Origin of the sequence: Rhodopseudomonas rhenobacensis (assembly GCF_014203125.1) — a bacterium.
Classification (GTDB): Bacteria; Pseudomonadota; Alphaproteobacteria; order Rhizobiales; family Xanthobacteraceae; genus Rhodopseudomonas_A; species Rhodopseudomonas_A rhenobacensis.
Genome location: NZ_JACHIH010000024.1, coordinates 75,749 through 81,803 on the forward strand (window position 1 = coordinate 75,749; position 6,055 = coordinate 81,803).

The window sequence follows — 6,055 nt, forward strand, 5'->3', positions numbered from 1 at the left end:
GTTGCGGGGCGGCGCGGTCTGCGCGACGGGCGGTGACGGCCGAAGCGCCAATCAGCGCGGCGGACAGCATCACGACGCCGGCAGGGCGCATGCAACTCTCCCCAAAAGTAGGGGCCTGGAATGCCGGTGCGCGGCAATATTTAGTTTTTTCGAGCGTCAGAATTGTTACAACGTGTCCCGCACGCCAAGATAGGCCTTCCCGCCGGGCAGCGCCGTCCACCTCCCAAGGTCGCAAGCAAACAAGCACATGTTCAAACGCATTCTGATCGCCAACCGCGGCGAAATCGCCTGTCGGGTCATCAAAACCGCCCGCCGCATGGGTATCGAGACCGTCGCCGTGTATTCGGAGGCGGACCGCGATGCGCTTCACGTCGAGATGGCCGATGAGGCCGTCCTGATCGGGCCGCCGGCTGCCTCCGAGAGCTATCTGGTGATGGAGAAGATCATCGAGGCCTGCCGCAAGACCGGCGCCGAAGCGGTGCATCCCGGCTACGGCTTCCTGTCCGAGCGCGAGGCGTTCGCAGTGGCGCTGGCCGAGGCCGGCATCGTCTTCATCGGTCCCAATCCGGGCGCGATCGCCGCGATGGGCGACAAGATCGAATCCAAGAAGGCGGCCGCGGCGGCCAACGTCTCCACCGTGCCGGGCTTCCTCGGCGTCATCGAGGATGAAAAGCACGCGGTGAAGATCGCCGACCAGATCGGCTATCCGGTGATGATCAAGGCGTCCGCCGGCGGCGGCGGCAAGGGCATGCGGATCGCGCATTCGACCTCGGAAGTCGCCGAAGGCTTTGGGCTCGCCAAGGCCGAGGCGAAGTCCTCGTTCGGCGACGACCGGGTGTTCATCGAGAAGTTCATCGTCGATCCGCGCCACATTGAAATCCAGGTGCTCGGCGACAAGCACGGCAACGTCATCTATCTCGGCGAGCGCGAATGCTCGATCCAGCGCCGCAATCAGAAGGTGATCGAAGAGGCGCCGTCGCCGCTGCTCGACGAAACCACCCGGCGCAAGATGGGCGAACAGGCCGTGGCGCTCGCCAAGGCGGTGAATTACGATTCCGCCGGCACCGTGGAATTCGTCGCCGGCCAGGACAAGAGCTTCTACTTCCTGGAGATGAACACCCGCCTGCAGGTCGAACATCCGGTCACCGAATTGGTCACCGGGATCGATCTCGTCGAACAGATGATCCGGGTCGCGGCCGGCGAAAAGCTGCAGCTGGCGCAGAAGGACGTGACGCTGACCGGCTGGGCGGTGGAATCCCGGGTCTATGCCGAGGATCCGTTCCGCAACTTCCTGCCGTCGATCGGCCGGTTGGTGAAGTATCGCCCGCCGAAAGAGAGCTCGCACAACGGCATCACCGTGCGCAACGACACCGGCGTGCAGGAGGGCGGCGAGATCGCGATCTATTACGATCCGATGATCGCCAAGCTCGTCACCCACGCGCCGTCGCGCGCCGCTGCGATCGAGGCCCAGGCGCACGCGCTCGACGCGTTCTACATCGACGGCATCCGCCACAACATTCCGTTCCTGTCGGCGCTGATGACACATCCGCGCTGGCGCGAGGGCAACCTGTCCACCGGCTTCATCGCCGAGGAATTCCCCAAGGGCTTCACCGCGCGGGTGCCGGAGGGCGAGATCGCCCGTCGCATCGCCGCGGTCGGTGCCGCAATCGACCGCGTGATCGGCGAGCGCAAGCGCAAGATCTCCGGGCAGATGATCGGCCGCGCGGTGATCCGCGAACGCCGCCGCTCGGTGTGGCTGGAGCGCAGCGAAGTGCCGCTCGACATCAACCGCGAAGGCGAGGGCTTCGTGGTGCGGTTCGTCGGCGCCGACGGCACCATGGGCCAGCCGCATCTGCTGCTGTCGCCGTGGATCCCCGGCGATCCGGTGTGGCACGGCACCATCGACGGACGACCCGTCGCGGTGCAGGTGCGGCCGATTCCGAATGGCGTGCGGCTGGCGCATCACGGCTACGAAGTCGACGTCAACGTCTTCACCGAGCGCGAGGCCTCGGCGGCGCGCTGGATGCTGGTCGGCAACAAGGCCGACACCGGCAAGAAGGTGCTGTGCCCGATGCCGGGCCTCGTGGTGTCGATCGCGGTCGCCGAAGGCCAGGAGATCAAGGCCGGCGAGACGCTCGCGGTGGTCGAGGCGATGAAGATGCAGAACGTGCTGCGCGCCGAGCGCGACGGCGTGGTGAAGAAGATCCACGCCGCACCGGGGGCGACGTTGGCGGTCGACGCCGTCATCCTCGAATTCGCGTAACGTCGCGATGACCTGGCGCAGCCGCCGCGAAGCCTTGCGCGCGATCCTCTCCGGATCGCGTTGCGCGCGGCCTGCGTCGGTCTACGACGCGATCTCGATGCGGATCGCCGAAGATCTCGGCTTCGAGGTCGGAATGTTCGGCGGCTCGGTGGCCTCATTGGCGATTCTCGGCGATCCCGACATCGCGCTGATCACGCTGTCCGAACTGGCCGAACAGATGCGGCGGATGGCGCGCGCCGCGGCGCTGCCGGTCGTGGTCGATGCCGACCACGGCTACGGCAACGCGCTCAACGTGCGCCGCACCGTGCAGGAGCTGGAAGGCGCCGGCGCCGCCGGCCTCACTATCGAGGACACGCTGCTGCCGCAGCCGTTCGGCGAAGCCAAGCCGCAGCTCGTCGCGATCGACGAGGGGCTCGGCAAGATCAAGGCGGCGCTCGACGCCCGCAGCGATCCGACGCTGGTGATCGTCGGCCGCACCGGCGCTGTGTCGATCACCTCGCTTGAGGATGCGATCGCGCGCGGGCGGGCCTATGAGGCGGCCGGCGTCGACGCGCTGTTCTTCACCGGCGTCAAGACCAAGACGCAGCTCGAGGCGATCGCCGCCGCGACGACGCTGCCGCTCGTGCTCGGCGGCCCCTCGGACGAGATCAGCGACTGGGACTATCTCTCCGCGCAGCGGGTGCGAATCGCGGTGCAGGGCCACGCGCCGATCGCCGCGGCCACCCAGGCGGTGTTCGATACGCTGAAGGCGGTGGCCGAGGGCACGCCGCCGAAACAGTTGCAGGGCCTGGCCTCGTCCGAGCTGATGGAGTGGGTGACCCGCGCGGCGCTGGTGCAGCAGCGCGGCACGAATTTTCTTGGGCTGAAGAAATAAATGAGCGCGGTGATCCGGCAGGTGTCGGTGCAGGGCCGCGTGCAGGGCGTCGGCTACCGCGCCTTCGTCGAATGGGAGGCCGCCGGCCGCGATCTCGAAGGCTGGGTGCGCAACCGCCGCGACGGCAGCGTCGAGGCGCTGTTCGCCGGTCCCGCTGACGCGGTGGCGGAGATGATCGCGCGCTGCCGCCGCGGGCCGTCATCGGCGCATGTCACGAGGCTCGACGAGCAGCCGGCCGACGCCGACGCGCTCAATCTGCGCCGGCCGGGCGAGCGCTTCTCGGTGCTGCCGACGCTGTAAGTCTGCCGGTCGCGTTCTCAGGCGACCGGCCCGAACGTGTCTTCGAACGCCTGACGTAGCGCCACGTCGACGTCTTCCATCGTCACCGGCAGTCCGAGATCGACCAGGCTGGTGACGCCGTAGCGCGGATCGGTGACGCCGCACGGCACGATGGACGAAAAATGCGCGAGCTCCGGCTCGACATTGATGGCGATGCCGTGAAACGACACCCAGCGCCGCAGCCGCACCCCGATCGCCGCGATCTTGTCCTCGAAGCCTGCGCCCTTGTCAGGCCGCGCCACCCAGACCCCGACTCGGTCCTCGCGGCGTTCGCCGCGGACGTTGAAATGGGCCAACGTGCCGATGATCCATTGCTCCAGCGCGGCCACATAGGCGCGGACGTCCGGCCGCCGTCGTTTCAGGTCGAGCATCACATAAGCCACGCGCTGGCCGGGGCCGTGATAGGTGATCTGGCCGCCGCGGCCGCTGGCGAAGATCGGGAAGCGCGGATCGAGCAGGTCGCCGGGCTTGCCGCTGGTGCCCGAGGTGTAGAGCGGCGGATGCTCCAACAGCCACACCAGCTCCGGCGCCTCGCCTTCGGCGATGGCGGCGGCGCGGGCTTCCATCGCGGCCACGGCGTCGGGATAGGGGACCAGCGCATCGGACACTTGCCAGTCGACGGCAGGCGCCCCCGGCGGCAGCGCAAGCGGCTGCAGATCAAGGGTTTCGCGATCGTTAATCATTGCTTCACCATAACGTGGTGATGTCGGCCGGCAATCTCGCATGGTGTGAGTTTCATCCGCAGTGCCGACACTCGATAAAGTTTCCGTCGATCTGATGGTGGTCCTCGGAACCACGTCCATGCCGATTCATCAGGTGCTGCGGCTCAGCCGCGGCGCCATCATCGAGCTGGACGCCACCGAGGCCGACGAGGTCAAGATCCTCGCCAACAACATGCCGATCGCCAGCGGCATGGTCCTGGTGGATCGCAACCGCATTGCGGTCGAAGTCAAGCGAATGTTGCCGCGATCCCCGGATCGAAGGTAAGTCACCGCGGGGCCTTGTCGCATCATCTTTGATTTGTTACATGGGCGCCGTTGCTCCGGTTGGGCGAAAGCCCTGGACCGAAATAAAGCGCTCGTGGCGGAATTGGTAGACGCGCTGCCTTGAGGTGGCAGTGAGTAAAATCGTGGGGGTTCGAGTCCCTCCGAGCGCACCACACAGCAATAAATCATTGATGCGAAGGACGTTTTTCGCGTTTCCAACGCTCCCACATTGTTGCCCGTCGCGACCTATATTCTTCCCATGGCATCTTCCTGTTTCGATCTCTGGTCGTTGCATTTTTATTTGAAGTAATCCCCCGCGGAAACGACCATCTCCTCACGAGAGAGCAGTGGCTTAGCCCATCGTAGAAATCGGCGGACTCGTATCTGTTTGACGAATGCCCCGCCGCGAGGCGGGCATCAGCGATCTCCTCGCCACAGTGCTCGTTCGCCAACGGGCGCGTCTATCGCGGCGTAGGCAGAGTTGCGAAGGGATCGAGGGTGGGCACGCCAAGCGGCTCGAAATGCTTCAGATTGCGCGATAGGACCGTCAATCCGTGCTGCAGCGCCGTCGCGGCGATGATGATGTCGGCGAAGCCGGGCGCTTGCCCTTTTCCGCGCGCGCGATCGGACAACATTCCCGCCACGCGAGCCGTTGCGGCGTCAAAGGTTAGAACGCGCTCGCCATAGAGATGCAGCAGGGTGTCAAGCCAGGCGTCGAGGTCGGACGCCTTACGGGTCGCGCCCTCGCGCCGCGCCTTGGCGATGCCGTCCCCGATTTCCGCGACCGTGACCGCTGAAATATAAAGCTGCTGCGAATGGTGATCCATCCACGCCATCAGTGCGGGTGGCGCGGCTCTCGCCGGCGCTCCGGCCGGGATCACGTTGGTGTCCACCAGATACAAGGCGATTAAAACTCGGTTTGACGCAGCGGCGTCGTATCGCGTGGTGGCAGATCGTCCGGCGAGAGTGGCGCAGCCATCAGCAGGCGGCCGAACGAGGGGACCTGCGAAAGCCGCTCCCATTCCTGATAGCTCAGAAGCACGGCCTCGCGTTTGCCGTGTCGGGTGATGATGGCAGGCTCGCCGCCCACGGCATCATCGACCAGTGCCGATAGGCCAGACTTCGCATCCCGGAGCTGAATTTCCCGCATCGTGACAACCCAACTGTATATGACTACAGTAGTCATATAGCGGTCTTGTTGCGAAAATCAAACTGGAGTCACCTCGTTTGGTGCACACGGAGGCGCCTACCTCTAAGAGGATCCAAACTGAAAAGCACCGTTTGGGTTTGACTGGGAGCTTACCGTTCGCTGCACTCCAATAGGCCATTGAAATCGTAACGAATGCGACCGCCCTCCGAGCGCAACACAGCAATAAATCATTGATGCGATAGCCGTTTCGCGCGGGGCTTTGACGGACGCTTCGATTGCATCGGTCACCCGGCGATCCTGGGCGCCGCTTCGTGCTGCCGAAAGACGTCTGGTTTGATCGTCCCTAGCTGTGGAGCCTCAACAGGTTGTCCCCGAATAGACCGAGTCGGCTGATGGGTGTTTGTGATTTTATGCCGCCGTGGGGGCGATGCCAGTTGTATCTG

The 6,055-nt window shown here is 65.1% G+C and carries 7 protein-coding genes, 1 tRNA gene and 1 pseudogene; 5 read left to right on the forward strand and 4 right to left on the reverse strand.

Annotated features, from left to right (window positions below; genetic code table 11):
- The first annotated feature begins 247 nt into the window (after positions 1–247).
- The 3 genes from HNR60_RS17305 to HNR60_RS17315 are packed head-to-tail and all read left to right on the forward strand — an operon-like array spanning position 248 to position 3,437.
- Positions 248–2,263: an acetyl-CoA carboxylase biotin carboxylase subunit gene (locus HNR60_RS17305; RefSeq protein WP_184259719.1), complete on the forward strand. Its 2,016-nt coding sequence runs from the start codon at positions 248–250 to the stop codon at positions 2,261–2,263.
- 7 nt (positions 2,264–2,270) lie between these two features.
- Positions 2,271–3,137, forward strand: coding sequence for an isocitrate lyase/PEP mutase family protein (locus tag HNR60_RS17310; protein ID WP_184259722.1), 867 nt, complete (start codon positions 2,271–2,273; stop codon positions 3,135–3,137).
- Positions 3,138–3,437: an acylphosphatase gene (locus HNR60_RS17315; protein WP_184259725.1), complete on the forward strand. Its 300-nt coding sequence runs from the start codon at positions 3,138–3,140 to the stop codon at positions 3,435–3,437.
- Between the two features lie 17 nt (positions 3,438–3,454).
- On the opposite strand, the gene lipB is transcribed toward HNR60_RS17315, so the two are convergent.
- Positions 3,455–4,159, reverse strand: coding sequence for a lipoyl(octanoyl) transferase LipB (lipB, locus tag HNR60_RS17320; RefSeq protein WP_184259728.1), 705 nt, complete (start codon positions 4,157–4,159; stop codon positions 3,455–3,457).
- 61 nt (positions 4,160–4,220) lie between these two features.
- Here lipB and HNR60_RS17325 point away from each other — a divergent pair, with 61 nt between their 5' ends.
- Positions 4,221–4,463: a FliM/FliN family flagellar motor switch protein gene (locus HNR60_RS17325; RefSeq protein WP_011473777.1), complete on the forward strand. Its 243-nt coding sequence runs from the start codon at positions 4,221–4,223 to the stop codon at positions 4,461–4,463.
- Positions 4,464–4,550: 87 nt separating this feature from the next.
- Positions 4,551–4,635, forward strand: a tRNA-Leu gene (locus tag HNR60_RS17330).
- A 288-nt stretch (positions 4,636–4,923) separates the two neighbouring features.
- Here the strand turns inward: HNR60_RS17330 and HNR60_RS17335 are convergent.
- The 3 genes and pseudogenes from HNR60_RS17335 to HNR60_RS17345 form a co-directional block, all read right to left on the reverse strand.
- Complete coding sequence (locus HNR60_RS17335) at positions 4,924–5,364, reverse strand: type II toxin-antitoxin system VapC family toxin (protein ID WP_184259731.1); 441 nt, start codon at positions 5,362–5,364, stop codon at positions 4,924–4,926.
- A 5-nt stretch (positions 5,365–5,369) separates the two neighbouring features.
- On the reverse strand, positions 5,370–5,612 hold the full coding sequence (locus HNR60_RS17340) for a type II toxin-antitoxin system Phd/YefM family antitoxin (protein ID WP_184259735.1): 243 nt from the start codon (positions 5,610–5,612) through the stop codon (positions 5,370–5,372).
- Between the two features lie 343 nt (positions 5,613–5,955).
- Positions 5,956–6,055, reverse strand: a pseudogene (locus HNR60_RS17345) (IS481 family transposase); the annotation flags it as partial.

Bases quoted from the DNA above. Each gene is read 5' to 3' on its own strand.
- HNR60_RS17310 (WP_184259722.1), top strand. From the start codon at position 2,271: ATGACCTGGCGCAGCCGCCGCGAAGCCTTGCGCGCGATCCTCTCCGGA.
- HNR60_RS17305 (WP_184259719.1), top strand. From the start codon at position 248: ATGTTCAAACGCATTCTGATCGCCAACCGCGGCGAAATCGCCTGTCGG.
- lipB (WP_184259728.1), bottom strand. From the start codon at position 4,159: ATGATTAACGATCGCGAAACCCTTGATCTGCAGCCGCTTGCGCTGCCG.
- HNR60_RS17340 (WP_184259735.1), bottom strand. From the start codon at position 5,612: ATGCGGGAAATTCAGCTCCGGGATGCGAAGTCTGGCCTATCGGCACTG.
- HNR60_RS17315 (WP_184259725.1), top strand. From the start codon at position 3,138: ATGAGCGCGGTGATCCGGCAGGTGTCGGTGCAGGGCCGCGTGCAGGGC.